Origin of the sequence: Cohnella luojiensis, assembly GCF_004564235.1 — a bacterium.
Taxonomy (GTDB): Bacteria; Bacillota; Bacilli; order Paenibacillales; family Paenibacillaceae; genus Cohnella; species Cohnella luojiensis.
Map to the genome: position 1 here is coordinate 67188 of NZ_SOMN01000003.1, position 24174 is coordinate 91361.

Sequence of the window (24174 nt, forward strand, 5' to 3'; positions counted from 1 at the left end):
AGCCTTTGACAGTCGGGGCGCGTGAATGTTATAGTAAAGGCTATTAAATTGTATACAATCTATTTGCTTCGGCATGGACGAAGGAAAGGAGGCGCAAATGGATACCGATTCGGTATTGAAATTAGATAATCAGCTTTGTTTCGCGGTATATGCCTGTTCCAGAGAATTCACGAAGCTCTACCATCCTCTTCTGAAAGAGCTCGGACTTACCTATACCCAATATATTACGCTGTTAGTCCTGTGGGAAGAGGATCGGATGTCGGTTAAAAAGCTAGGCGAGAGGCTATATTTGGATTCCGGAACTTTAACTCCATTGCTGAAGAAACTCGAGAATATGGGGCTGCTGACACGGGTAAGGGATAAGCAAGACGAACGGAGCGTTATCATCGCATTGACCGAGCAAGGCGCGAGGCTAAAGGAGCGGGCAATTGAAATTCCAGAGAAGCTATTTTGCCAGGCAGGGATTTCCCCGAAAGAAGCCGAAGCGTTGCGCGCGCAAATTACGGATATGTTAAAGAAAGTACAGAAGTTGCCTTTATAATCGATTCAGAAATCACTTGGGAGGTAAAATTAAATGTCTATCCACTCATTCTCTACCCGTAAACCTAACGGCGAAACCGTGGAATTAAGCAGCTACAAGGATAAGGTGATTCTCTTCGTCAACACGGCCAGCGAGTGCGGATTTACTCCGCAGTTTACCGATCTCCAAGGCCTGTACGAGACTTATGGGAACAAGGGGCTTGTCGTGCTCGGGTTTCCTTGCAATCAATTCGGAGGACAGGAGCCTGGTACGTCCTCGGAGGTAGAGTCCTTCTGCAGCTTGAATTTCGGAGTCACTTTCCCGATCTTCGAGAAGGTGGACGTGAATGGCCCGAATGCCGATCCGATCTTTCAGTACTTAAAAGAGCAGACCGGCGGAGAGATCAAGTGGAATTTCACCAAATTTCTCGTAGATCGCCAAGGACGTGTCGTAAAGCAATACGATTCATCCGTGAAGCCTCTTGAAATCGCGCCTGAAATCGAGAAGTTGTTGGATTAAAATAGAAAGAGGGAGATCCGCTGGACCTCCCTCTATCCTACATATACCCAGACAATGTCAGCGGTATTTGCGTAGTGTGCAATTAGAGGGTACGCGCCGCTGGAGCGATCTGCAGCAATCCGCTGCCGGCAGCGTTAATGCCCCCGGGAATGGGTAGAGCTGCCTTCTTAAGCTTGCGGCTTACGTTCGCAGCGCTTAAGTCGCGTTTAATACCTCGAAGGAGGGCGGCTGCTCCGGTTACATGGGGCGTAGACATCGATGTGCCGGATTCTCTCCGGTAAGTTCCTCTAAGCCATGTCGATAAAATATTGACCCCTGGGGCAGCAAGGTCGATTCCGCGCCCGCGGCTGGAGAAGGAAGCGATTCGATTGCCGCGTGTCGTCGCCGCTACCGCGATCGTTTCCGGATAACGGGCGGGAGCATCGATTTGCTTGAGCAGCGTCCCGCTGTTCCCGACCGACGCTACGATCACTGCGCCCCTCCTTCGTGCACGCCGGACGGCATCCCTCAACAGCTTGCTCTCGCCGGTCAAGCCGAAGCTCATGTTCATGATTCGGATCCCGCGAGACAGACTCCAATCGATGCCCTCGACGATATCGGAGATGAAGCCCGTGCCTGAAGCATTCAGCACCTTCACGGCATACAGCTTGACTTTAGGAGCGACACCGAATATTCTAATTTTGCCCGTCGCGGCAGCAATTCCTGCGACATGGGTACCATGGCCATTGTCATCCGAGAATGACTTGCCGTTAATGGTGTTCACACCGCCGGCGATTTTCAAATCCGGATGACGGGCAATGCCGGTGTCGAGGATCGCGACCTTAATGCCTTTGCCGAAATTTGCGGCAGGCCAAACAGGAGGCGCTTTGACCCGTACTACGTTCCACGGAAATCGGGCTTTATTGACGAGTTTCGCGCGCGCTGTGCTTGTCTGCATTCCGTGTGCGCTAACTTTACGATCCTTCTCCACGAAAGCAACGCTTGGATGCGAGCGCAGCCGGTTCCAACTGATTCTCCGATCTGAGTGACAGCACAATAGCCGCACGGAGTCCAGGGCTTTGACCGGCGTGATTCCGGCGGCGGATAACTGCTTTAGACAACTTCGATAATCGGCAGCGCGATGAAAGACGATGTTTCTTCGTTCGGTTTGCGGGGAAGGCTTGTTCTTGACCGAGCGGTTTAGTCGCATAACCAATGAGTTCATCGATGTCCTCCTGGGCGGGTCTTGGCCGTATTCTGTTGTAAAGTATGGGAGATTCGGGCAGATGGTGCATAAGCGGAATATCAAGCATAGTTTTTTGCGCAAGGGAGAATGTAAGGAAGACAGTAAGCAGGATGGCGGGAGGAATATACCATGATTGTCGGATTACCGAGAGAAATCAAGAAACAGGAGTACCGCGTCGCGCTGACGCCTGCGGGATGCGAGATGATCGTTCGTCAAGGGCAGCAGGTCGTCGTTCAACGCGGGGCGGGGGAAGGCAGCGGTTTCGCGGATGAGGAATATGCGGTAGCAGGAGCCAAGCTTGTCAATGATGCTTCCGAAGTATGGGCATCGGCGGATATGATCGTTAAAGTAAAGGAGCCTCTGCCTGAGGAGTTCGGGTTTTTCCGCGAGGGTCAGATTATTTTCACGTACTTGCATCTAGCCGCCGCTCCCGATCTAGCAAGTGCCTTAATGGATAAGCGGGTTACGGCGATCGCTTACGAGACGATCCAAGCTCCGAATGGAAGTCTGCCCCTCCTGACTCCGATGAGCGAAGTGGCGGGTAGAATGTCCGTGCAGGAGGGTGCCAAATATTTGGAGGCTTTCCAAGGAGGAAGAGGAGTTCTGCTCGGCGGCGTGCCGGGAGTCCCGCCAGCGGAGGTTATTATCATCGGCGGTGGAATCGTCGGGATGAACGCGGCGAAGATGGCGCTTGGAATGGGAGCGGAGGTCGTGGTTCTCGAGAAAAGCGGCGACCGTATGCGCTATTTGGACGACGTTTTCCAAGGCCGGCTTCGGACCCTGATGAGCAATCCGTATAATATCGCGCACGCGGTACGAAGAGCCGATCTGTTGATCGGAGCCGTACTCGTCCCAGGCGCCCGCGCTCCTCAGCTCGTTACGGAGGATATGGTCAAGACGATGAAAAAAGGTGCGGTCATCGTGGATGTTGCCGTTGATCAGGGAGGCTCCATCGCCACGATAGATCGTGCCACCACGCACGAGAATCCTATCTACGAGAAGCACGGAGTCATCCACTATGCCGTCGCCAACATGCCCGGAGCGGTTCCCCGCACCTCGACTTTGGCGCTTACGAACGTCACGATAGACTATATTTTACAGCTTGCTGCCAAAGGTTTCCGAGAAACGGTGAATTTCAATTCGATGCTGGCTTTGGGGGTTAATGCTTACCGAGGGTCGATTACCCATCCGCAGGTAGCAGGCGCCATCGGCTTGACATATACTCCGTTGGAGCACTTGTGGTGAAATGATGACATGAATAGCTTCCCTTCTTCATACGGATGAGTATGAGCAAGGACAAGAAGGGAGCGTTCCAATGAAAAATCCTTTGGAAAAATGGTGGGAGCGTCTGCAGTTCACGCTCCTTTTTCTCGCGTTGACCGTATTCGTTCATGGTTTGTTCGGATGGTTTCATAGCTGGTTGCGGCCTTCCGACCCTTATAAGGTGCCCGAAGGTCGTGCCTCGAAAGTATTTCAGACGGGCGAAGGCGATGATCCGAACGGCTCTCCCGGAGACAGGCTGCGTCTGTTTTACTGGCTGGGAGAATGAAGAGAGCGGGAGGAAGGTAATCACGATGGTATTGAGAGACTGGCTGCATTCCTATCTCATCTATATGGTGGGAGAACGAGGAGTTTCTCGGAACACGGAGCAGAGCTACTTCAGCGATTTGTCGGATTTCATTCGGTTTCTTGAATCGAATCAAGTGAGTCAAACGAGCGAGCTTCGTGCTCATCATATAACCGCTTATCTGAACGACTTGCGCAAGGAAGGCCGCACGACGGCTACGATAACGCGCAGGATCGTGTCCATTCGTTCCTTGTGCAAATATTTAACGATACAGAGGGCAGTGGATTATAACCCGGCCATCCAGTTGGAGTCGCCTAAGGCCGAGAAAAAGCCGCCGATAAGCGTCAAAGCCAACGATTTGGACAAACTGCTAGCATTGCCGGACGTAAGCGACGGTTTCGGATTAAGGGATCGGGCCATGCTTGAATTGCTGTACGCGACCGGCTTGCGGGTAACGGAGTTGATCTCGCTCGACATCGAGCATGTTAGACTGGACATGGGATTTTTGCTATGCTTGGGATCTGGGGGACGTGAACGCATGGTTCCGATCGGGGCACACGGCACACAATGGGTAACTAAGTACTTAGAAGATGCAAGGCCAAGCGCAGCTAACCCGGACAAGCCCGATTCCGCGCTATTCTTAAACCATTTGGGTACGAGGCTAACGCGCCAAGGCTTCTGGAAGCTGATGAAAAAATACGCGGACCGTCTGGGAATGGACATCACGCCGCATACCTTGCGTCACTCCTTCGCGACTCATTTGCTGGATAACGGTGCGGATATTCGCGCGGTGCAGGAAATGCTCGGACATTCCGACCCGTCGACGACCTCGATGTACCAGTCCTCCGTGAAACCAAAGATCAAAGAGATCTATGAACGCAATCATCCAAGAGCTCGAACTTGACCGAGCGACGAATGACAGAGAGGAACAACCCTATGGCTTATCGGAAAATTACGGTTATTGTTTTGGATAGCGTCGGGATCGGCGAATTGCCGGACGCCGAGCAGTATGGGGATAAAGGCGCTCATACTTTGGGCCATATCGTGGAGAAGGTCGAAGGGTTTGCATTGCCTAACTTACGCAAGCTGGGACTTGGGAACATCGCCCCGCTCGGGGATTGGAAGCCGGAGCCTTCGGTGCAAGGATACCATGGGAAAATGGCGGAAGTATCCGTAGGCAAGGACACGATGACCGGTCACTGGGAACTAACCGGCCTTCGCATTGATACTCCGTTCCGTACGTTTCCAGACGGATTTCCTAAAGAGCTTCTGACGGAGTTCGAAAACTTGACGGGGAGATCGGTCATCGGCAACAAGCCGGCTTCCGGTACGGAAATCTTGGACGAGCTCGGCGAGGAGCAGATGAAGACCGGTTCGTGGATCGTCTACACGTCGGCTGACAGCGTGTTCCAGCTTGCGGCGCACGAGGAAGTCATTCCGTTGGAAGAGCTATATAACGCTTGCCGCATTGCACGCAGGCTTACGATGAAGGATGAGTTTTCCGTAGGCAGAGTCATCGCTCGTCCTTACATCGGAGAGCCCGGAGCTTTCAAACGGACGTCGAACCGTCATGATTATGCCGTTAAGCCGCCGCAGCCTACGTTGCTGAACGCCCTAGAAGCTAAGGGCTTAGACGTCGTTGCAGTCGGCAAGATCAACGACATATTCAGCGGAGAAGGCATTACCCGGTCCACTTCGACGAAAAGCAACGCGGATGGCATAGCCGTCACTTTGAAGGAAATGCAAGCGGATTTTCACGGCTTCCTGTTCACGAATTTGGTGGACTTCGACTCCTTGTACGGGCATCGGCGGGATCCGGAAGGCTATGGAAGAGCGCTTGAGGAATTCGACCGGGCTCTTCCCGATCTTATGGGTGCCATGAAAGCCGACGAATTATTGATCATCACGGCAGACCATGGCAATGACCCGATTCATGCAGGCACCGATCATACTCGGGAGTTCGTTCCGCTATTAATTTGGAGCCCCGGACTTACCGGTGAAGGGAAATTGGCCGATAGGGCTAGTTTTGCGGATTTAGCGGCGACGATCGCCGAGAATTTCGGGGCAAATTTCTCCACTCACGGAAAGAGCTTTCTTGAATTATTGAAGTAAAACGAAATGATTGCAGAGGAGAGATTGGAATGGCATACGTAACTTCGAAAGCGATTATTGAGGAAGCTGCGGCGTTTATCCGCTCCACGACGGACGTTCGCCCGGAGATCGGCCTTATTCTAGGTTCGGGACTTGGCGTGCTCGGAGATGAGCTGGAGGACGCGGTTACGATCCCTTACGAAGATATTCCGCATTTTCCCGTTTCCACGGTAGAAGGACACGCAGGGGAATTGTTGATCGGTAAGCTGCAAGGCCGCAGCGTAGTGCTCATGCGTGGACGCTTCCATATGTACGAAGGGTATGAGCCGGAGCGCACCGCATTGCCGGTGCGCGTAATGAAGGCGCTTGGCGTTACTAAGCTGCTCGTAACGAATGCCGCCGGCGGAGTGAATCTGGATTATGAACCGGGCAATTTAATGCTGATCTCCGATCATATCAACCTTACGGGTCGCAACCCGCTTGTCGGACCGAACGATAACGCGTTAGGCGTTCGGTTTCCCGATATGTCCGACGCGTATAGCCCGAGACTCCGCAAGATTGCCAAGGATACCGCTGCCGAGCTAGGCTTCTCCGTTCAGGAAGGAGTCTATGTCGGACTACTCGGACCGAACTATGAAACTCCGGCGGAGATCCGCATGCTCCGAACGCTCGGAGTCGACGCGGTCGGAATGTCCACCGTCTCGGAGGTTATCGTAGCGAGGCATTCCGGAATCGAAGTGCTAGGAATCTCTTGCATTAGCAACATGGCCGCCGGTATCCTGGATCAGCCGCTCTCCCACGAAGAGGTCATGGAAACGACCGAGCTCGTGAAGGAGCAGTTCCTTTCCCTCGTGCTCACGGTCATTCCGAAAATGTAAAAGCTTAAATAAGAAACGGAGCGCGCACCTCTGTGTGCGACTCCGTTTTTTGTTATGTAATTGTCCCCCTCACCCTTGGAATATTTTTCATCCCGAAGGGACAAACTAATGGGAAGACAAACCTTGGCCGTTATGCGGCCGCAGGAGGGGGAGCCACTTTTGGAAGGTAAAGAAACGCATAGAAAAGGAATTCGCACATTAGCAGGGTTGCTAGCTTGGATGGTTACGGTCGCGTTGATGATTCCTACGGTCGCATGGGCGAAGGAGCCGGCACCGGGCAAGGCGGTTACGGATATGGCCCCAAGCGCAAAGTCCGCCATACTTATGGATGCGGACAGCGGAACGGTCATCTACCAGAAGAACAGCAACGCCGCATTGCCGCCCGCGAGCATCACGAAGATCATGACGATGCTGCTCGTGATGGAAGCCATCGACGAGGGAAGGCTTAAGCTAACCGACAAGGTGCAGGCGAGCGAATATGCGTCCTCCATGGGCGGTTCGCAAATCTTCTTGGAGCCTGGCGAGGAAATGTCCGTCGAGGAAATGCTGAAGGGCGTGGCGTTGGCCTCCGGCAACGATGCTTCCGTGGCGCTTGCGGAGAAGCTTGGCGGCAGCGAGCAACAATTCGTCGCGATGATGAACGAGAAGGCCGAACTGCTTGGCATGAAGAATACGAAGTTCGTGAATTGCAACGGTCTTCCGGCTGAAGGCCACGTTTCCTCCGCGCACGATATCGCTATCATGTCGCGGGAACTGCTTAAATACGAAGGCATCACGAAGTATACGGGACTCTATCAGGACTACTTGCGCAAGGGGAGTCCCAAGCCATTCTGGCTCGTTAACACGAACAAGCTTGTCAGGTTCTATAGCGGCGCGGACGGTTTGAAAACCGGCTTTACGAGCGAAGCGAAGTTCTGCTTGTCGGCGACTGCCAGAAGGGATAACCTGCGATTGATCGCGGTGGTGATGGGCGAGCCGAATACGAAGACCCGCAATGCCGAGGTTTCGCATCTATTCGACTATGCTTTCGCACAGTATACGAACGTTCCGATTTACAAGAAGGGCGATCCGATCGGGACGCTTTCGGTAGAAAAAGGCAAAGTGGACCGCATCCCGTTAACTGCGAAGCATTCTTATAGCATTTTGCTTAAGAAGGGTGATGCAGGCAAGGGCATTCGTCACGAGCTCGTGCTCGATCCGAACGTGAAGGCGCCGATAGAGATCGGTCAACCAATCGGTAAGCTGGTCGTCTTCCGCGGCGCGGACGTTCTGACCGAATTTCCGGTGGAATCGCCGATGGCGGTCGGTCGGGCAGGCTGGTGGACTTTGCTCCGCAGAACGACAGGACACTTGTTCTTGTCCGATTAACGGTTGGCAAGGGCGGATGGACGGAGTTTTCGTCGCCGCCTCTTTGCCTTGTTTTGTCGATTTGGGCAACGTTACTTCTAGTTTTGTCGGGGGGCAGGAATGGGAGAGCCTCTCGTAGAATTGGTGACGATGCAACCATGAGCATATCGCTCTTGCGGTATAGCAGGCGTGACGGGTTATATCCGCACGATTGGGGAAGGGGAAATGGGCATGAGCTTACAGGTCGAGCTGGAGCAGCACCGCAATGTACTGATAGTCCGTCTGAGAGGAGAATTGGACCATCATACGGCGGACATCGTCCGGTTCAAGATGGAGGACGCGATTCTAAGAGGCAGATGCGACCATGTCGTGCTAAGCCTGAAGGACTTGCAATTCATGGACAGCTCGGGGCTTGGCGTCATTCTCGGGCGGTATAAGCTTGTTAAGAGCCGCGGCGGCAAAATGGTCGTGTGCGACACGCAAGCCAGCGTGAAACGTTTATTCGAATTGTCGGGGCTGTTCAAGATTTTATCCTTTTACGAAACTGAGCGTTCGGCTGTTGCCAGTCTGGAGGTCGTCTCATGAGCGGACACAATCATATGAAACTATCGTTCGCCAGCCGTTCGGAGAACGAGGCGTTCGCCAGGATTACGGTCGCCGCGTTCGTCACGCAGATGGATCCGACGTTGGAGCAGTTAGACGAGATCAAGACGGTCGTGTCCGAAGCGGTAACCAATGCCATCATCCACGGGTATAACGGGAGCGCGGAAGGCATAGTTAATGTTGAAGCCGAAATCGACGGGGATACGGTAACGCTCTCGATCAGCGACCAAGGCAGAGGCATTGAGGATTTGGAGCTGGCAAGGCAACCGCTGTTTACTTCCCGCCCTGAGCTAGAGCGTTCCGGTATGGGCTTCACCATCATGGAAAACTTCATGGACGAGTTCGACGTAGTCAGTTCGGAAGCGGGCGGGACATCGCTCAGAATGAAGAAGCGGATCGAATCGAAAAAAGCGCTGTTTAATTAAAAACCGTGCGGCAGGGGTTGGAGGCATGGACTCAGAATGGAAACGATCGTCTCCGCCGGCTTACTTGGATGACAGTGAAGTGAAGCGCCTCATAGCGCTCAGTCAATCCGGAGATACGACCGCGCGGGATACGCTCGTAAATAGCAATATCAGATTGGTTTGGTCGGTCGTTCAACGGTTCTCGAACCGAGGGTACGACAGCGACGACCTTTTCCAGATCGGCTGTATCGGGCTGCTGAAGTCCGTCGACAAGTTCGATCTATCCTACGACGTGAAATTTTCCACCTACGCGGTCCCGATGATCATCGGAGAGATCCAGCGATTCCTTCGCGACGACGGCACCTTGAAAGTGAGCCGCTCGCTTAAGGAGATGGCCAACCGGGTCAGGAAGATCAAGGACGAACTATCCAAGCGCAACGGCCGCGCGCCGACGATTAGCGAGGTAGCCGAGGAGCTTGGCGTTACGCCGGAAGAAATCGTGTTTGCCCAAGAAGCGAATAAACCGCCGGCCTCGATCCACGAGACGGTGTTCGAGAACGACGGCGATCCGATTACTCTGATGGATCAGATTGCCGACGAATCGCAGGAACGATGGTTCGATAAGCTGGCGTTGACGGAAGCGATCCAAGGGTTGAGCGAACGCGAACGCCTAATCGTTTACCTTCGCTATTTCCGCGACCAAACCCAATCCGAAGTCGCGGGACGGCTGGGAATATCCCAAGTCCAAGTCAGCCGGCTGGAAAAGAAGATTCTGCAGAACATCAAAGATCAGATCGCGCAGTGAATAAGACCGTGTGAAAGCATGTTTCTCCCTAGCGAGAAGCATGCTTTTTTTTGCGTTTTTCCGACTACATTAGACGGTTGTGCTCCATACTAAGCGAAATGCAGGCAGAGGAGGGAGGAACTGGTGGAGCTCTCTGGCAAGGAGGATTCTAAAGTCGTCTACGTACGGATGCGCCGCAGGGCGGTGGTTCGCCCTAGATCGATCGTCACCCTCGGGGACGTCGCACGGATCGTTACGGAAGATCATCTTCAGGATCGCCTGAAAAAGCTGCCGCTGCATCATGTGACCGACAACGACGGCAACCTGCTTCTCATTGATATGCTGCAGGTCGTTAAGGCGATTCGCGAGGCGGAGCAGGGAATGATCATCGAGACTTTCGGCGAGCCGCACGTGTTGCTCGAGATTTCCCCGGCGGGCGAGGTAAAGCCGCGAAGGGTCGTGCTTGTCCTTGCATGGTTGCTCCTGTTCTTCGGATCGGGGATGGCGATGTTGAATTTCCATGCCGACGTCAACATGCCCGCCGTGCAGCGTAGAATTACGGAGTTGATCACCGGGACTTCCAAGTCGCATCCATGGTTATTCCAAATTCCGTACTCCATCGGAGTCGGTATGGGAATGCTGTTATTCTTCAATCGGTTATTGCGTAAGCGGCTGAACGACGAGCCTAACCCTCTTGAAGTAGAGATGTTCATGTACCAGGAAAACGTAAATCACTACGTCATAACGGAAGAGTATCGCAAAAAACACGAGAACCGGGCGGGGGGAGACGGTGGTTGAGGTATGGCATGGCATTATGCTCGGAATCATCGGCCTGGCCGGCGGGTTCGCGGTAGGGAGCGCATTCGTCGCGCTGCTCATCGTGCTCGATCTTATCCCTAGGCTGGTCCAACTTACGAGGGCATATCGCCGTGCGTCTATTTTCGAATCGGGCATATTATCGGGAGCATTATATTGGAGCAGCGCGGACTTATTCGATTGGTCATTTCAACTTCCGGCCAACCTGCTGCTGCTTCCGGCTATTTTTCAAGGCTTATTCGTCGGAATGTTCGCAGCCGCGTTAACGGAAGTACTTAACGTTATACCGATCATATCCAGAAGGTTCAAGCTGAAGCCGTATCTACTGTCGTTGCTGATGGCCATGGTGTTCGGTAAGGTTGCGGGGTCTTTGGTGGACTGGATATGGCTACACCCTTAAGGAGCGTGGGCAAGATAGAAACGACGGAACATGGAAGCATGGATTTGGACAACGCCGGTCATCCGGGTCTCTTTCGCGAGAAAGATGAGGGCAATGAACAGCAGAAAGAACATGGCAGATCCTCCGAGGATCATGATCATAGTTCCGAAATCAACCCCTCTTCTTCAGAGCAAGCGCGTAAGCATCAGAAACGGATTCCGGACGATCTGAAGTCATGGAAAGCTTTGCTAACCGAAACGATCGGCCTGGACAAAAGCTTCGAAGTTCAAGTCCGAGAGATGACGTTCGGCAACAGAAGGATCGCGTTCCTCTTTCTAAGCGTTTTCACCAAGGACACTTCGCTTACCGAGATCATCAAACGTCTCTCTTATCTTGAGCCTGATAGCTTGATGGACCATGATGCCATGCATACCTTCCTAGAACGCTACGTTCCCGCCGTGCAAATCAAGAAGACGACATCATTCCCACAGATGATCGACGAAGTGCTGATGGGGAATACTGCATTCTACGTTGACGGGGAACCGGCTGCCCTTATAATCGATGCGAAGGCTTATCCCGCGCGCACCCCCGAGCAGCCATCGCTGGAAAAGGTCGTGCGCGGCAGCCAAGACGGCTTTACCGAGACGTTGATCGTTAACGTCGCGCTCATACGCAGAAGGCTGCGCGATCCTAACCTGCGCTTCGAGATGCATAAGGTGGGGAGACGTACGCAAACGGACGTCTGCATCGGATACATCGATGATATCGCGAATACCGAGCTCGTCGAATCCATCCGGGACAAAATCAAGGCGATCGATATCGATGGAATACCGCTCGCCGATAAGCAACTGGAAGAGATGACCGTGAAAAGCGGGTGGAGTCCGTTTCCGCTCTTGCGATATACGGAAAGACCGGACGTCGTGGCCGCGCAGCTTCTTGACGGCAGCGTCACTGTACTTGTCGATACTTCCCCAAGCGCGATTTTGCTTCCAACCACTTATTTCGATCTCGTGCAGCACGCGGAAGAGAATCGCCAGAATCCCTTTATGGGAACGTATATGCGTTGGGTAAGGTACTTGGGGATATTAGCTTCGTTATTCCTAATGCCGCTATGGTTCCTTTATAACGAGAGGCAATTCTTGCGTCCGGAATGGCTCTGGTTCGTGGGAGCTGACCAGGCGGGAGCAATCCCTTTGATCCTGCAGTTTATTATCGCGGAAATCGGAGTGGATTTGCTCAGATTGGCCGCCGTGCATACGCCGGCCCCTCTCGTCACGGCCATGTCCCTGCTATCCGCCATCCTGATCGGGGACATCGCGGTCAAGACCGGACTATTCATTAACGAGGTTATTCTCTATATGGCGATTTCGGCGATCGGGATGTTCGCTACTCCGAGCTACGAATTAGGTCTCGCGAATCGAATAATCAGGCTTGGGCTGCTGCTATCCGTGTTTTTCTTCCATGAGATCGGATTCGTGTTGCTTACGACGTTCGTGTTCCTCTATTTGGCCTTCGAGAGATCCTTTAACGCGCCTTACCTTTGGCCGTTCTTGCCCTTTAACGCCACGGCGCTACGGAACATCGTTCTCCGTCGACCCATATCGACGAACAAGAAAAGGTTATCGCTTTATCGGGCGAAGAAGAACCGCAAGCAACCGGTCTAAAGTTAATAATGCAAATGTTGTGGCAAATCCTCCATTTCCCCGAGGAGGTTTTTCCGCTATACTCAGGTTAATTATTGCAAACGCCGGATAGCGTCGATATTGACCGTCGCCGGTAATTTCGCCAAAGGGGAATTAGATATGTTCTTACATGGTACGAGCAAAATAAACGGCAAAGGTCATCTTGAGATCGGCGGATGCGACGTAACGGATTTGGCTCAGGAGTTCGGCACGCCTCTATACATTGTGGACGAGGCTCTCGTACGCCAACGCGCGCGCGAATTCATGGACGCGTTCCGTTCGACGGGATTGCGCCATCAGGTCGCTTACGCGTCGAAAGCTTTCTGCGTTATGGCCATGTGCCGCGTCGCGGAAGAAGAAGGAATGAGCCTTGACGTCGTGTCCGACGGAGAGTTATATACGGCGCTGCAAGCAGGCTTCCCTGCGGAGCGCATCCATTTCCACGGCAACAACAAGACGCCTGAAGAGATCATCATGGCGTTGGAAGCGGGAATCGGCTGCTTCGTCGTGGACAACTTCAACGAACTGCAGCTTCTGAACGCCTTGGCAGGGGGCAAGGGCAAGCGCGTTAACGTATTGCTCCGCATCACGCCGGGAGTCGAAGCCCATACGCACGATTACATCTCGACCGGCCAACAGGATTCGAAGTTCGGCTTCGACCTCGGCAACGGAACGGCGTTCAAAGCGATCGAAACCGCGATCGGTTTGCCGAATCTGAAGGTATTGGGAGTGCATTCCCACATCGGATCGCAGATCTTCGAAGTCGAAGGCTTCCGCATGGCCGTGGAGAAGGTAGCCGCGTTTGCGGTCGAGATCCGCGACAAGCTGAACCATACGTTCACCGTCCTCAACCTAGGCGGCGGCTTCGGGATTCGTTACGTCGAAGGCGACCAGCCGCTTCCGGTCGGCGTATATGTAAAGGCGATCGCGGATGCCGTCCGTTCGACTTGCGAGAACGCGAACTTCGCGTTGCCGGAAGTATGGATCGAACCGGGCCGCAGCATTATCGGCGACGCCGGAACGACTTTGTACACGGTAGGGACAAGCAAAGACATCCCGGGCGTTCGCAAGTATATCGCGGTTGACGGCGGAATGACCGACAACCCTCGTCCGGCGCTCTACGAATCCAAATACGAGGCGGTTCTTGCGAACCGCGCGAACGATACCCTGGACGAGATCGTCTCGGTAGCCGGCAAATGCTGCGAAAGCGGAGATATGCTAATCTGGGATTTGAAGCTTCCACGGGTTCAATCCGGCGACCTGCTTGCGGTATTCTGCACAGGTGCCTATAACTACGCCATGGCAAGTAATTATAACCGGATCCGTCGTCCGGCGGTCGTATTCGTGAAAGACGGCAAAGCGGATCTCGTCGTCGCGCGGGAAACGTATCACAACATCGTCGGGAACGACGTCATTCCGCAACGTTTGCAGAAGCAGACGGTTACGAAGTAAGATAGATTGAATGGATTCGGGGAGGTTGATAGATTTGTCTAAACAAGCGGTAATTAAATTAGCAGACGGCAATGAGATCGTATTGGACTTATTCAACGAGGACGCTCCTAACACGGTCGCGAATTTCGAGAAGCTGGCGAATGAAGGCTTCTATGACGGAATTCCGTTCCATCGCGTTATTCCGGGATTCGTCGCGCAAGGAGGTTGCCCGAACGGCAACGGTACCGGCGGACCGGGATATTCCATCAATTGCGAGCACAACAAAAACAAGCACGAGCGCGGAAGCCTTGCAATGGCACATCGCGGACCGAACACGGGCGGAAGCCAATTTTACATTTGCTTTAATTCCCAGCCGCATCTGGACGGCGTTCATACCGTATTCGGCAAAGTGTCTTCCGGCATGGAGCATGTCGATGCACTTAAAGGTTTAGACAAGATGGAATCGATCCGCGTAAGTTAAATTTTATTACACCTTCTGCTCAACCCGTGCTCCTGCCCTCCGGCATGGCGCATGGGTTTTGTCGGATAATCATCCTGTACCGTCATGATTAAACGCCGGAACCTTCTGATAAATAAGCGGTTTCGGCGTTTTTTATGTTTCAAAAATAGGCTTGTGAATGTTGATAATAATTTTTATTGTAGATTGGGATTGAAAGGTGTTGGATTGCGGTTTTGGATAACTTCTTGGAATAGGTAGTTTTGATTTTGATCTAGTGTCGTCCCTGATTTCAAGCCGAGTATTCTCTCAAAATCACCGATGGTCAGCGGTTTCGCATGTTCCATAAACTCATAACCTACTTGTCCATTAGGCTCTAAAGTAGCCGTTTTGACATCGCTGATATTAGAAATTCCTAATTGACGAAGCCTTGTCTCCAATTGATCAACAGTCATGCGCATCGTACGCAGGCTCTGCTGAACAATTTGTCCGTTCTGAATGACTATCTTTGAACGCCCAGCCATTAATTTCTCGAACCAGTCAAATTTAATTTGTAAAAATTCAATAATTAAAAGACTCCCTACGAAAACTGCAGCTGAACCGATAGCTATCCACATTTGATTGTTAGCAATTGGTTGAACAATAGTCGTACCAATCGAAATCATTATTACAGTAGTGGCTACTGTCATTTGGGAGATGGACTTTCTTCCTGAGATTCGCAGAAGTACCATTCCGGCAAGGACTACAATGGCGGATTTCCAAATCCAAGTTAGATCCATCTTTTCACTCCTTAATCGTTAATTAGGGATGCAAGTTAAACTGTGCAATTTTCAAATATTTATTCAACTGGAATGTAGCTTTGCCGATCGGCGGGGGAAATATTGCAGGGGAATAATTAAACTATCGTGACGCTTTCTTTGAATGGTTATAAGCCGACGAAGAGCAGGGATGAGAATCCTTGCTTTTTTCTTTGTTCAGTGATAATATTCCATTCAAAGTTACGTTATTGTATTTCGGTTTCAACTCAGTGCTTTCGGTAGGTTTTCGATAGGGCAATATCGGAAATGGCAATGCACTTTTGATAACGAATAATACATTATCGTTAACAATAATTTTTGTCGCTAAACCTTCGGGGCGGGGCGTAATTCCCCACCGGCGGTGATCGGCAGCAAAGCCGTAATAGAGGAATCTATAAGGGCTCGCAGCCGTCAGTCCGTGACCCGTCATCGCTGCTTCCGGAACAACCGGCGGGCGTGGTGCGGTGGATCTGGTGAAATTCCGGGACCGACAGTTATAGTCTGGATGGGAGAAGGAAGCGCAGCGCGGTCATGCCGTGTCCATAGAAGCAATGACAGCCGTAAGTTTTAGAATAAGAGGAACATCGGCTTTATATGTTCTTTTTTTCACAAACCTGCGACTGCGACAGGCTGTTTCAGATTGCTCTTGCATGGTGTTTGCCTTGCTTGTCTAAGGTAATTTCATTGTGCTTGTTCGGCAGCTTCTGTTTCCTTTGCTTTTCAGGACATGGCCTGAAGGTTTCTTTTCGCTGTGCATCTACTACCCCCGAGGCATTTTTCTCGGGGGTTTTCTGTTTGCTCCTTAGTTAACTGCGAAGCTGTTATACCTGGCTGGAAAGGATGTAGCAAGTGGAGCTATTGAACGATGAGTATTACATGCAATTAGCGTTGAATCTAGCGGGTAGCGCAACCGGTCAGACCGGCGTAAATCCCGTTGTCGGCTGCGTGGTCGTTCATGGCGGACGTATTGTCGGGATGGGCGCTCATCTCAAGCGCGGCGAAGGACATGCGGAGGTGCTCGCGTTGAACATGGCCGGAGATCAAGCCCGAGAGGCGACGGCCTATGTGACTTTGGAGCCTTGCAGTCATTACGGCAGGACGCCGCCATGTTGCGATCGGCTCATTGCGGAGGGGGTATCGCGAGTCGTCGTGGCTACCGTCGATCCTAATCCTCTAGTGTCAGGCCGCGGCATCGAGCGTCTGCGCGAGGCGGGCATTCAAGTGGAAGTCGGCGTCCTTGAACCTCAGGCGATCGCGCAGAACGAAGCATTCAATAAATCCATCCTGACGGGTACTCCTTTCGTGACGTTGAAGACCGCCATAACGCTGGATGGAAGAATCGCGACTCGGACCGGCCACAGCCGTTGGATAACCGGACCCGAGTCGAGGGCGGCGGTGCATACGCTGCGGCATCGCCATAATGCTATTATGGTGGGCGTGGACACCGTGCTATCGGACGATCCCGAGCTGACGACGAGATTAACCGTTCCGGGGATAAACCCGACGAGAATCATCGTCGACTCCAAGCTTAGGGTTTCGGAAACGGCGCGGGTATTGAACGATGCGGCCGCCACGTTCGTATTGACGACGGGACGCGCCGATCAGGAGAAGTCGGAACGATTGCAAGAGCTTGGCGTCGAAGTGATAGAGTGCGGCGAAGGACCGCGAGTCGATCTTGTAAAAGCGATGAGCATTTTGGGCGAACGGGGCATCGGTTCGATCCTTCTGGAAGGCGGCGGAGTATTGAACGGCGCGATGCTTGAAGCCGGGTTAATCGACAAGGTAATGCTATTCTACGCTCCCGTCATCGTCGGGGGGGAAGGATCGCCGGCCGCCTTCGCCTTCTCGGGACCGGAAGAGATGTCATCTGCCTTGCGCTTGAAAAACGTCACGATGCAAACCTACGGCGAGGATTGGTGCATCACAGGGTATCCTGCGGGCAGAGCGGCTGAGACGTTTACCGGTGCTGGAGCACTCTCCGATAAGGAGGACAATTAAAATGTTTACGGGACTCATTGAAGAGATAGGCGTGCTCCGATCGGTTCAACGACGGGGCGAAGCGATGATTCTTACCATTAGCGCGAATAAAGTCCTTGCCGATGTGAAGATGGGAGACAGCATTTCCGTTAACGGAGTCTGCCTTACCGTAGTCGAATTCGATCGTAACGGCTTCTCCGTGGACGTCATGCCGGAAACTTTCCGGTTGACGAACCTCAAATCCATAAAGCAAGGCAGTTCTTTGAACTTGGAGAGAGCCATGATGGCCGGAGGCAGATTCGGCGGACATCTCGTTCAAGGGCACGTGGACGGAACGGGGACGATAAAAGGCAGAATCGCCGAAGCGAATGCCGTCGTGTTTACGATTGAGCCGAATGACCCGCAATTGCTGCGGCACGTGGTGCAGCAGGGTTCGGTGACGCTTGACGGAATTAGCCTAACGGTTATTGCGGTTGATCGCGATGCATGCGCTTTTTCCGTTTCCATCATTCCGCACACGCTGAGAGAAACGGTGCTTCAACATAAGCATCCGGGAGACACGTTGAATATCGAATGCGATATTCTCGGAAAGTACGTCGACCATCTGCTTAACTTTCGGGATAGTCATAGTTCACCAACCCGCAAGGCGGGCGGTCTAACGGAGTCGATATTGCGCGATAATGGATTTATGTGAAAGGAGCGAGGGAAATGGCACAAACCCGGTTTAATACCATAGAAGAAGCGATCCAAGATTTAATGAACGGTAAGATGGTCATCGTCGTAGACGACGAGGACCGCGAGAACGAGGGAGATCTTATCGCGCTCGCGGATAAGGCGACGCCGGAGGTCATTAACTTCATGATCAGAGAGGCGAGAGGTCTGCTGTGCGTCCCGATCACGCAAGAGAGAGCCGATGCTCTTGACCTGCCGCCGATGGTCAGTCACAATACGGATTATCATGGAACGGCGTTCACCGTTTCCGTGGACCATATTTCCACGACGACGGGTATATCCGCACCAGAACGTTCGCTCTCCGTCAAAGCTTTAATTGATCCATCGACGAAGCCCGGGGACTTCCGTAGACCCGGTCATATTTTCCCGCTAATCGCCAAGAAAGGCGGCGTCCTTAGACGCGCAGGCCATACGGAAGCGGCTATTGATCTCGCTAACATGTGCGGCGCCTCTCCTGCCGCGGTGATCTGCGAGATTATCAAGGAAGACGGAACGATGGCTAGGCTTCCCGATCTGGAGATTTTCGCGGAGCAACACTCCATGAAGCTCATTACGATCAAGGATATGATCCAGTACCGTAACGAGAAGGAAAAGCTGGTCAAGAGGGAAGTAGAGGTCAGAATGCCAACCGACTTCGGAACCTTTCAAGCAATCGCCTATACGAACGACGTCGATAACAAGGAGCATGTCGCTTTCGTCAAGGGCGAGATCGACAGCTCGAAACCCGTGCTCGTGCGCGTCCATTCGGAATGCTTGACGGGAGACGTGTTTCATTCCCATCGATGCGATTGCGGACCTCAGCTCGAGGCGGCGCTAAAGCAAATCGATGAAGCCGGAAGCGGCGTGCTGCTCTACATGAGGCAGGAGGGCCGTGGCATCGGTCTCATCAACAAATTGCGCGCTTACAGCCTGCAAGAGCAGGGATTGGACACGGTGGAGGCGAATATTAAGCTGGGGTTTGCTCCCGATTTGCGGAATTATGGCATCGGGGCTCAAATTTTGAAGGATCTCGGCATCAAGGATATGCGGTTGATGACGAACAATCCGCGCAAGATCAAAGGGTTAGAAGGCTACGGCCTGAATGTCGTGGAACGCGTTCCCATTCAGATGTTGGAGAACGAAGACAATACCGGATACCTTCACACCAAGAAAGCTAAGCTAGGTCACCTCTTGTCCTTTAAGGGCGAGCAGGAATAAGAAATATAAGAAACTTTTTTCAAAACCAACCATGAGAGGATGAATGAAATGTCAGTCGTATACGAAGGTCATTTAATTTCCAAGGGGTTAAAATACGGGATTGTTGTCGGCAGGTTCAACGAGTTTATCACGTCCAAGCTATTAGGCGGCGCATTAGACGCGTTGAAACGCCACGGCGCGGAAGAGAGCGAAGTCGAGATCGCTTGGGTACCTGGAGCGTTCGAGATCCCTTTTATCGCGCAAAAGCTTGCGGAAAGCGGTAAATACGATGCCGTCATCACGCTCGGCGCCGTTATTCGCGGATCGACTCCGCATTTCGACTATGTTTGCAATGAAGTAGCCAAGGGCGTTGCATCAATCTCGCTAAAAACGGGCGTTCCAACCATATTCGGAGTGTTGACCACGGACAGCATCGAGCAAGCGGTTGAGCGCGCGGGCACGAAAGCCGGCAACAAAGGCTGGGAAGCGGCGTCTACGGCAATCGAGATGGCGAACCTTACCCGCGAGATTACGGGCTGAGCTTAACGAGTAAGAATCAATCAGTTAGGAGGAGAAACCCGCGTGGCGATGCTGTACAAGCTTGAAACGTTCGAAGGCCCGCTAGATCTGCTGCTGCATTTAATCGACAAGGCAGAAATCGATATACAGGATATATCGATCAACGATATTACGGATCAGTATATGGAGTATCTGGGGGCCATGCAGGAGTTGGAGCTTGATATCACCAGCGAGTTTCTCGTCATGGCCGCGACGCTGCTCTCCATGAAGAGCCGGGGATTGCTTCCGAAGCCGCCGGTTACCGAAGAGCCTTGGCTTACGGTGGAGGACGACGAGTACTTGGATCCGCGCGAGGAATTGATTCGCAAGCTGATCGAATACCGCAAGTTCAAATCGGTTGCCGGGCAGCTTAGGGAGAAGGAATGGGATCGAAGCCAAGTCTATACCCGGGAGCCCGCGGACTTGTCGCCTTTCGAGAAAGTCGTTCAAACCAATCCGGTCGAGGGCTTGCATGTGGATGATTTGGTTAACGCGTTTCAGAAAGCGATGAGACGACTTGCCGGACGCCATCGGGTTTCCTCGATTCGCAAAGACGAGATTTCCGTAAAAGATCGGATCAACGATATTATCGATACGTTGAAAAGCAGATCCCACGACGGGAAACTGTTGTTCTCTCAACTGCTTGGGGACGAGGACGATCGCCAGGAAATCGTGGTCACTTTCCTGGCTATCTTGGAGTTGATGAAGCGAAAGTGGATTTCCTGCCACCAGAACGCTTTGTTCGACGAAATCGTGTTGATGTGGACGGGGAGAGAGGTTAACCATGGATTACTCGACATTGAAATCAGTACTTGAAGGGCTGCTCTTCGTCTCCGGGGACGAAGGGATCAGCGCCAAGACGGCCGCCGAAGTGGTGGAGACCGACGTGGAGGTCGTCAAGGACGTGCTGAAGGACCTTCAGAAGGAGCTCGCGAAGAAAAACCGCGGAATCCGAATCGCGGAAGTTGCCGGCGGATACCGGTTAACTACCGTAATCAACCATGCCCCCTATTTCGAGAAATTGGCGTATTCTCCTACCCGGGCTGCTCTTTCGCAAGCCGCGTTGGAGACATTGTCGATCATTGCGTACAGGCAGCCGATAACCCGTATCGAGATAGAAGAAATACGAGGCGTTAAGGCGGATCGGGCTTTGCATAACCTGGTCAACAAAGATTTGATCGAAGAAAAGGGTCGGGCGGATGCGCTAGGCAGGCCTATCCTGTACGGTACGACGAAATCATTCCTTGATTATTTCGGTTTAGCGAGCATTGCGAGTTTGCCCGAACCTTCTTTAGCGGATGGCGACGACGAGCTGGAAGAAAGAACGAAGATGCTGTTCGATCGAATAGAGGGCAGGCAGTTGTCCATGGAGGATATGGATAAGGAACTGGATACGGATTGATATTCAGGTAATGGAATGAAGAAGTGCCAGAAGGTCATACTACCCCTAGGAAAGGCGGGGGAAGTATGGCCTTCTGGCTTTGGATAGTATTGGCAGTTGTCCTTGTGGGCATAGTGGCAGCGTTATTCTCCCGTGTACGGTTTCGCGTCCGATATTCGCGCAGCGGCCGGTTGGATCAGCTCGTAATCGTTATTCAAGCGTTATACGGACTGTTTCACTATCAGATTATCCTTCCCTCCATCGTTATTCGCGGATGGAGTATCGTCTATCGCGACAAGAGAGAAGGAGGATTGTCGGGAATCGGAACGGATGATCAGAAGCAGAATAAGCGGAAAATCAGCAAGGGAAGCCTGTTACGAAATGCCAGATCTTATCGAACGATCTTGTTTTCCACGAAAAAATTCAGGCGTTGGGCGAGACGAACGATGAAGAAGGTAGAGTGTACCCGGTGGCGCCTGGATTTCCGCGTGGGTACGGGTGATGCCGCAACTACGGCGGTCGTTTCCGGTCTGTTATGGGCGGTAATGGGATGCGCGTCGGGTGCCGCGGGGCAATTTATCACGTTGAAGACATCGCCGCACGGCCATGTCATGCCGAATTATGTCACGACGGAATTCAGCGTTGTATGGGAAGCGGATTTCAGAATTCGCGTAAGCTCTGCGCTAGCAGCCGGAATTAAGCTGGGTACGAAGACGATTTACCTGCGTAAAGCCATTCGCGCATGGCGCATATTGATTTCAGCACCTAAAGAGACCTTGAATTAGAGTGCGCATAAGCTGTCGAATCGGAGTTGGAAGGAATAACCGTACGACTGTTTAGGGCAAATTAGGTACACGAAAGGAGGAGTTAAACATGTCTGAGCACCCCATTAACGGCCTTATGCAAACCGCCATGGAAAATATCAAGGATATGGTGGATGTCAACACGATCGTCGGCGAACCGGTCCAGACTCCGGACGGAAGCGTAATCCTGCCGATCAGCAAGGTGGGATTCGGCTTCGCGGCAGGCGGGAGCGAATTCAGCGGAATGGAAGAATCTTCAGGAAGCGCTAGCGGACAAGACGCGCATAATGCTTCCGTATCCCTTCCGTTCGGCGGCGGCAGCGGCGGCGGCGTATCGATTACGCCGATAGCGTTCCTCGTCGTCGGTACTCAAGGCGTCAAAGTGGTTCCGCTGGATAACCAAACCCATATTCTCGAACGTTTGATCGACGCCGCTCCGCAGTGGGTAGACAAATTAAAGAACGCATTCCAGAAGGGCGCGAACGCGGATTCTTCAGATGTCACCGTGAATATTCAGCAGCCTAATCAATCAAAACCGCCTTCCAACAATATCATGTGACTATCCAAGCATAAATGGCTTTCGCCGTACTTTATCGGCGAATACGTTTATATCGGAACAATCAGATGAGTATAAGGAGTTCGAAAACTTATACTTTCCGATTGTACGAAGAAAAGCGGTTGCGCAAGAAAAACCTGCGCAGCCGCTTCTTGCGTTTCTAACGGCATTCACATACTTCCGGACATGCCTACATAAAATGGGGATAGGAGCATCAGGAAAGTGCGCATGCCTGCAACGACGGCTTGCGGCATAAGGGGGAAACGCATGTTCACCTTGTTCAGGAATCGTTACGCTCGCTTTATCATGTTCGGCTTAATCGGCATGCCGCTTCTTACCGCCGCCATTCAAACGGAGGCATTAGCAAATAACGAAGTCGTCTCCGGAATAGCGAATCTGCCTTCACCACCCGGAAACCATGCCAAAGGGGCAGCATTGGCTGACGTAACATCCGGACGCATTCTGTTTAGCCAGCGTGGAGACGAGCCGATGAAAATTGCCAGCTTGACGAAAATCATGACCGCAATAGTAGCGATAGAACATGGACGGTTAGATAACGCTGTGAAAGTAAGCGTCCGCGCTGCCGGGAAGGAAGGCTCGTCGCTATACTTGAAGGCCGGCGAGAAAATAACGCTCCGCAATGCGCTATACGGCCTTATGCTCCGTTCGGGCAATGACGCGGCGATGGCGATCGCGGAGCATGTCGGGGGATCCGTCGAGGGTTTTGCTTTCCTCATGAATCGGAAGGCGGAGGAGATTGGCCTCACCCATAGCCATTTCATGAATCCTCACGGCTTGGACGAGCAGGGACATTATTCGTCTGCCAATGATTTGGCCAAGCTTACCGTATACGCCTTGCGCAATCCGGTATTCAAGGAGATCGTCAGAACTCGCGTGAAATCAGCGCCTAATCCTAACGAGGAATGGGATTACAAGTGGGTAAACAAAAATAGAATGCTAACGATGTATGATGGTGCGGACGGCGTGAAAACAGGTTATACGAAACAATCGCTTAGGACTCTCGTTACCTCCGCTACCCGAGACGGACAACAACTGGTCGCGGTAACGCTGAACGATGGAAATGACTGGATCGACCACCGAAACCTGCTCGATTTCGGCTTTGCCCATTTTCCGCTCACGAGCGTAACCAAAGCCGGAGATCCCATTGCCGGTTATCCTTTCAAGACATCGAATAGCTTCGCTTATCCATTCGCCAAGGGAGAACGCGAGCGGCTTGAGATTCGTCTGACTCCTTTGCGGGAAGGCACGGCCCACTATAATCTCGGGTATCGGGGTCAACTAAACTTCGTGCTGAACGACAGGGTCATCGGAACGGTGCCGTTGGTTGCGGGAGAACAAGAACAACAAGAGAGCTCGGGAAAGCGGACTGAACTCCACAAGCCGTCGTACACTCAGGCTTCCCCCGCGACTTCCTTCGAGACATCCATCCGGACAACTCTTAAAGCGCTGTTCCTGCAAGGAGGGACTTAA

General features: G+C 52.5%; 27 protein-coding genes and 1 riboswitch. Of the genes, 25 read left to right on the forward strand and 2 right to left on the reverse strand.

From position 1 onward, the window contains the following. Positions 1–97 precede the first annotated feature (97 nt). Both E2980_RS04005 and E2980_RS04010 read left to right on the forward strand, forming a co-directional pair. On the forward strand, positions 98–541 hold the full coding sequence (locus E2980_RS04005; RefSeq protein WP_135151038.1) for a MarR family winged helix-turn-helix transcriptional regulator: 444 nt from the start codon (positions 98–100) through the stop codon (positions 539–541). A gap of 33 nt (positions 542–574) precedes the next feature. Continuing rightward, positions 575–1039, forward strand: coding sequence for a glutathione peroxidase (locus E2980_RS04010; RefSeq protein ID WP_135150845.1), 465 nt, complete (start codon positions 575–577; stop codon positions 1037–1039). Between the two features lie 82 nt (positions 1040–1121). On the opposite strand, the gene E2980_RS04015 is transcribed toward E2980_RS04010, so the two are convergent. Then, positions 1122–2243: a S8 family peptidase gene (locus E2980_RS04015; protein WP_135150846.1), complete on the reverse strand. Its 1122-nt coding sequence runs from the start codon at positions 2241–2243 to the stop codon at positions 1122–1124. A gap of 150 nt (positions 2244–2393) precedes the next feature. Between E2980_RS04015 and ald the strand changes: the two genes are divergently transcribed. The 14 genes from ald (at position 2394) to E2980_RS04085 (ending at position 14727) form a co-directional block, all read left to right on the forward strand. Then, entirely contained in the window at positions 2394–3509 is a 1116-nt protein-coding gene (ald, locus tag E2980_RS04020) for an alanine dehydrogenase (RefSeq protein WP_135150847.1), read from the forward strand. A 70-nt stretch (positions 3510–3579) separates the two neighbouring features. Continuing rightward, positions 3580–3813: a DUF4227 family protein gene (locus tag E2980_RS04025; protein ID WP_135150848.1), complete on the forward strand. Its 234-nt coding sequence runs from the start codon at positions 3580–3582 to the stop codon at positions 3811–3813. Positions 3814–3838: 25 nt separating this feature from the next. After that, positions 3839–4735 (forward strand): site-specific tyrosine recombinase, encoded by an 897-nt coding sequence (locus E2980_RS04030; protein WP_240702856.1) that lies wholly within the window; start codon positions 3839–3841, stop codon positions 4733–4735. 32 nt (positions 4736–4767) lie between these two features. After that, the gene (locus E2980_RS04035; RefSeq protein WP_135150849.1) at positions 4768–5943 is read left to right on the forward strand and encodes a phosphopentomutase; all 1176 of its coding nucleotides are present in this window, start codon (positions 4768–4770) and stop codon (positions 5941–5943) included. Positions 5944–5972: 29 nt separating this feature from the next. Next, complete coding sequence (locus E2980_RS04040) at positions 5973–6800, forward strand: purine-nucleoside phosphorylase (protein ID WP_135150850.1); 828 nt, start codon at positions 5973–5975, stop codon at positions 6798–6800. Positions 6801–7037: 237 nt separating this feature from the next. Then, entirely contained in the window at positions 7038–8168 is a 1131-nt protein-coding gene (locus E2980_RS04045) for a D-alanyl-D-alanine carboxypeptidase family protein (protein WP_240702884.1), read from the forward strand. 210 nt (positions 8169–8378) lie between these two features. Beyond that, complete coding sequence (gene spoIIAA / locus E2980_RS04050; protein WP_135150851.1) at positions 8379–8732, forward strand: anti-sigma F factor antagonist; 354 nt, start codon at positions 8379–8381, stop codon at positions 8730–8732. Beyond that, positions 8729–9175 carry an anti-sigma F factor gene (gene spoIIAB, locus E2980_RS04055; RefSeq protein ID WP_135150852.1) on the forward strand — a complete coding sequence of 149 codons (447 nt, stop codon included), beginning with the start codon at positions 8729–8731 and terminating at the stop codon, positions 9173–9175. The genes spoIIAA and spoIIAB overlap by 4 nt, the downstream gene beginning before the upstream one ends. A gap of 25 nt (positions 9176–9200) precedes the next feature. Continuing rightward, positions 9201–9959, forward strand: coding sequence for an RNA polymerase sporulation sigma factor SigF (gene sigF, locus E2980_RS04060; protein ID WP_135150853.1), 759 nt, complete (start codon positions 9201–9203; stop codon positions 9957–9959). Between the two features lie 123 nt (positions 9960–10082). After that, complete coding sequence (locus E2980_RS04065) at positions 10083–10736, forward strand: stage V sporulation protein AA (protein ID WP_240702858.1); 654 nt, start codon at positions 10083–10085, stop codon at positions 10734–10736. Then, positions 10729–11154, forward strand: coding sequence for a stage V sporulation protein AB (locus E2980_RS04070; protein WP_276322239.1), 426 nt, complete (start codon positions 10729–10731; stop codon positions 11152–11154). Before E2980_RS04065 ends, E2980_RS04070 begins: the two co-directional genes overlap by 8 nt. Then, positions 11139–12797, forward strand: coding sequence for a spore germination protein (locus E2980_RS04075; RefSeq protein WP_240702860.1), 1659 nt, complete (start codon positions 11139–11141; stop codon positions 12795–12797). Before E2980_RS04070 ends, E2980_RS04075 begins: the two co-directional genes overlap by 16 nt. Positions 12798–12935: 138 nt before the next feature. After that, complete coding sequence (lysA, locus tag E2980_RS04080; protein WP_135150854.1) at positions 12936–14267, forward strand: diaminopimelate decarboxylase; 1332 nt, start codon at positions 12936–12938, stop codon at positions 14265–14267. A 34-nt stretch (positions 14268–14301) separates the two neighbouring features. After that, a complete protein-coding gene (locus E2980_RS04085; protein ID WP_135150855.1) occupies positions 14302–14727 on the forward strand; it encodes a peptidylprolyl isomerase in 426 nt (141 codons plus the stop codon). A 173-nt stretch (positions 14728–14900) separates the two neighbouring features. Here E2980_RS04085 and E2980_RS04090 read toward each other — a convergent pair whose 3' ends face one another. Beyond that, entirely contained in the window at positions 14901–15482 is a 582-nt protein-coding gene (locus E2980_RS04090; protein ID WP_135150856.1) for a DUF421 domain-containing protein, read from the reverse strand. 342 nt (positions 15483–15824) lie between these two features. After that, positions 15825–16021: riboswitch (FMN riboswitch) on the forward strand. A 328-nt stretch (positions 16022–16349) separates the two neighbouring features. On the opposite strand from E2980_RS04090, the gene ribD reads away from it, so the two are divergent. The 9 genes from ribD to E2980_RS04135 all read left to right on the forward strand — a co-directional run bounded on the left by ribD (position 16350) and on the right by E2980_RS04135 (position 24174). Then, complete coding sequence (gene ribD / locus E2980_RS04095; RefSeq protein WP_240702862.1) at positions 16350–17498, forward strand: bifunctional diaminohydroxyphosphoribosylaminopyrimidine deaminase/5-amino-6-(5-phosphoribosylamino)uracil reductase RibD; 1149 nt, start codon at positions 16350–16352, stop codon at positions 17496–17498. Position 17499: 1 nt separating this feature from the next. Beyond that, complete coding sequence (ribE, locus tag E2980_RS04100; RefSeq protein ID WP_135150857.1) at positions 17500–18171, forward strand: riboflavin synthase; 672 nt, start codon at positions 17500–17502, stop codon at positions 18169–18171. A 14-nt stretch (positions 18172–18185) separates the two neighbouring features. Then, the gene (locus E2980_RS04105; protein ID WP_135150858.1) at positions 18186–19406 is read left to right on the forward strand and encodes a bifunctional 3,4-dihydroxy-2-butanone-4-phosphate synthase/GTP cyclohydrolase II; all 1221 of its coding nucleotides are present in this window, start codon (positions 18186–18188) and stop codon (positions 19404–19406) included. Between the two features lie 48 nt (positions 19407–19454). Continuing rightward, positions 19455–19925 (forward strand): 6,7-dimethyl-8-ribityllumazine synthase, encoded by a 471-nt coding sequence (ribH, locus tag E2980_RS04110; protein WP_135150859.1) that lies wholly within the window; start codon positions 19455–19457, stop codon positions 19923–19925. 48 nt (positions 19926–19973) lie between these two features. Next, entirely contained in the window at positions 19974–20759 is a 786-nt protein-coding gene (locus tag E2980_RS04115) for a segregation and condensation protein A (protein ID WP_135151045.1), read from the forward strand. Further along, positions 20728–21345 (forward strand): SMC-Scp complex subunit ScpB, encoded by a 618-nt coding sequence (scpB, locus tag E2980_RS04120; protein ID WP_135150860.1) that lies wholly within the window; start codon positions 20728–20730, stop codon positions 21343–21345. The genes E2980_RS04115 and scpB overlap by 32 nt, the downstream gene beginning before the upstream one ends. Before the next feature lie 65 nt (positions 21346–21410). After that, complete coding sequence (locus E2980_RS04125; protein ID WP_135150861.1) at positions 21411–22109, forward strand: DUF2953 domain-containing protein; 699 nt, start codon at positions 21411–21413, stop codon at positions 22107–22109. Positions 22110–22197: 88 nt separating this feature from the next. After that, the gene (gene ytfJ / locus E2980_RS04130; protein ID WP_135150862.1) at positions 22198–22686 is read left to right on the forward strand and encodes a GerW family sporulation protein; all 489 of its coding nucleotides are present in this window, start codon (positions 22198–22200) and stop codon (positions 22684–22686) included. A 219-nt stretch (positions 22687–22905) separates the two neighbouring features. After that, a complete protein-coding gene (locus E2980_RS04135; protein WP_240702864.1) occupies positions 22906–24174 on the forward strand; it encodes a D-alanyl-D-alanine carboxypeptidase family protein in 1269 nt (422 codons plus the stop codon).